3 protein-coding genes are annotated in these 2473 nt (G+C 46.0%); all 3 read right to left on the bottom strand.

Going from position 1 to position 2473, the window contains the following annotated elements; genetic code table 11:
* Nucleotides 1-214 (bottom strand): PD-(D/E)XK nuclease-like domain-containing protein (locus NE473_RS29795; protein WP_256265526.1); only part of this gene is annotated, 214 nt, incomplete at its 3' end.
* The gene (locus NE473_RS29790; RefSeq protein ID WP_118078033.1) at nucleotides 211-852 is read right to left on the bottom strand and encodes a recombinase family protein; all 642 of its coding nucleotides are present in this window, start codon (nucleotides 850-852) and stop codon (nucleotides 211-213) included. The genes NE473_RS29795 and NE473_RS29790, both read right to left, overlap by 4 nt.
* Before the next feature lie 9 nt (nucleotides 853-861).
* Complete coding sequence (locus NE473_RS29785) at nucleotides 862-2292, bottom strand: AAA family ATPase (RefSeq protein ID WP_242663924.1); 1431 nt, start codon at nucleotides 2290-2292, stop codon at nucleotides 862-864.
* Nucleotides 2293-2473: the final 181 nt, after the last annotated feature.

Below are 2473 nucleotides of genomic sequence, written 5' to 3'. Positions count from 1 at the left end.
ACAGACTAAGAGTCCCTTCAAAGTGAGCGTCTACATAAGACCCAACCATAAGCGCCGTGGTCTTTTTCATTTCCCACTCTCCGTTTAATTTTGCCATAGCTTCAGCCTCACAGGCCGGGCGCCCAATTGTTCCCATAAAGTTCTTGTACTGGCTAACCGAGAGATATTCCCGGTCAGCTTCCTTGCTAAAATAGTTTTCTGCGGTTAAGATCATGCCTGCGCCTCCTTCTCTTTCTCACCAAAGATATCAGGGATTTCGGGGATCTCCTTTTCTTTGCTGATATCCTCAGCTTCTCCCTCGACGGAACACCCCAGAAGAGCATCAGGTATGTAGACGCGAGCAAAGAAAGCACTGGCACGATATGCAAGCATCAATTCAGGCATCGTCTGCCACTTCGATGTTTCGTTACCATATCGGTCAATTTTGGAAAACCATTTTTCTGCCTTTGCCACCCCTATCGTGACTTCGGGACCGCGGACAAGTTCGCCCGTAGACCGCCTCACAGCCTCTATATGGCACCCCCATGTATTAGTTCCTGTCTCACCTGTGTAGACTGGCTTAACGTCCTTAAACTCGGTATTAGACTTAATCAGGGACATACAGGCTTGTCCGCTCCATGAAGGCTTACCCTTAACCACGTAAAGGTTCTGCATAACGAACATGGGGCTTACATGCATACGGTTTGCCATGTCAATCGCAATCATACAGTCGGCCGGCTTATTCTGGTAGTTCTGCGGTATAATTTCCGTACTTGCGAAAGCCTCCGCCATCTTCATCAGCATTTTAAAATTCGATTCGTTGTTAAATGGGTTTGCAAGCGCTGTATTTTCAACATTCATAATCTCTTCCATGGCTTCCTCCTATAATTCGACTACGGTTAATTCTGGTTCATCAGTTGTTCTTGTGGCAATGAACTGTAATCCCTTTTCCTTACATTTCCGGTATAGTTCGTTCCTCATATCAGATGACAGCTTCTCTACGCCATCAATAAGAATGATCTGCAATCCGTTCGGTTTCTGGATAGCTACGTCGATGCAAAGATCCAGTTTCTCGCCATCGGAAAGGTTACTGATTGGAAGTCCGTGGATTAAAGGAATGCCATCTTTTACCGTAAGTCCATCAATCGGAATGGTTGCTTCCTGAAGGATTTCCCCCGGAAGTTCCCTTGCCTTCTCGATTTTATCGGTCAAGGCTTTGGATTCTGCCGCCAGTTTCTCAACCTCTGATTGCAGGTTCTCCATGCGGCGGTACTCATTTAAATGGCCCTTCATTTCCTCGGCATATTCGGCCTTCTCGGTGAGCTCTGCGGTACTTTTCACTTCTTTGCTGGCATATTCTTCGTATTGGGATAGTTCTGCATCATACTTAGCCACGTTCGTTTTATAGGTCTGCTCCGCTAGGCTGATCTTGTCCTGTTTCTTCTCATTGAGCCCTGACAGTTCCTTTTTGCATGACCTGATCTGCTCCTCAAGAGAGGCAATCTGTTCTTTAAGATTAGTCTCCCGCCGGGTAAACTCCTTCTCGATGGCAGACAATTCGATCTCTCTGTCCGCTTCAAAGGCTCTCATCTTATTGCTACGACTTTCAAGCATCCGTTTTGCCTTTTCGATTGTCTCATTCTCTTTACGAATCTTCTCGATCTCCCGGTAAAGCTCTCCGACATTCTCGTTATCCCACTTCTCGGCATCGTACCCGGCCGGGATCACATCCGCGATATCTTCGATAAATGCTCTTTTGTTACGGATATCCCGGTTAATATCCTGCCGGGTCTGGAAGTACTCGCCGTTTTCGGACTGGATATCATGGAGTACCTGGAGAATGTTCTGGTCATATGACACCCAGCCTGGGATCTCTCCGAACCATTCCCGGATTTTGTTCATATCCCATGGGTAGTCAATCATATCCAAGATAATCGCATTCTGCTTTTTTCTGTCCATTGCCATAAATTCTACCGGGGATAGCTGCAACGGGGTGAAGATATCCTTCAAAAAAGTTTCAGGGCTTCCGACTTCGTGGCCGTCTTTTTTCACGCTCTTGTAATCTGCCTGGTTTGTTCTGATCTTACGATCAATCCGCAGCCCATTGTCAGTTTCAATTAAAATTTCCCCTTCTGTCTCCCCGTCCCTTACGATGTACTCGCGATCAGAACGGTTTGTTAGCGCCAGACGGATCGCATCAATTACAGAAGTTTTACCGGCTCCGTTTCTGCCGGAAAGTTCTACGCTCTGGCCGTCTGCTTCGTACTCTTTAATACCAAAAAGATTCTTGATCTTTATTTTTGTTAATTTCACGCTTGATTTCCTCCAATGCCTCATATATAATGAGGATGAAAATTTGTTTTCTATTTACCTGAGCCATGGCAGTTCGCACCTGCCGGGCTCTTTTTCTTATCCTTCTTTTCTGCCTTGCTAAAGCAGGCTATGTCATATATATCCATTACTTCCGCAATAGCTTTCGTGTACGCCGATTTCT

The sequence above is a fragment of the Hungatella sp. SL.1.14 genome, assembly GCF_024460495.1.
Taxonomy (GTDB): Bacteria; Bacillota; Clostridia; order Lachnospirales; family Lachnospiraceae; genus Hungatella; species Hungatella hathewayi.
Note: the sequence above shows the minus strand (reverse complement) of the source record. Positions and strands in the feature narration are given on the sequence as shown.

Coding starts and splice junctions, on each gene's coding strand:
- NE473_RS29790 (WP_118078033.1), bottom strand. CDS start 852: ATGGAAGAGATTATGAATGTTGAAAATACAGCGCTTGCAAACCCATTT.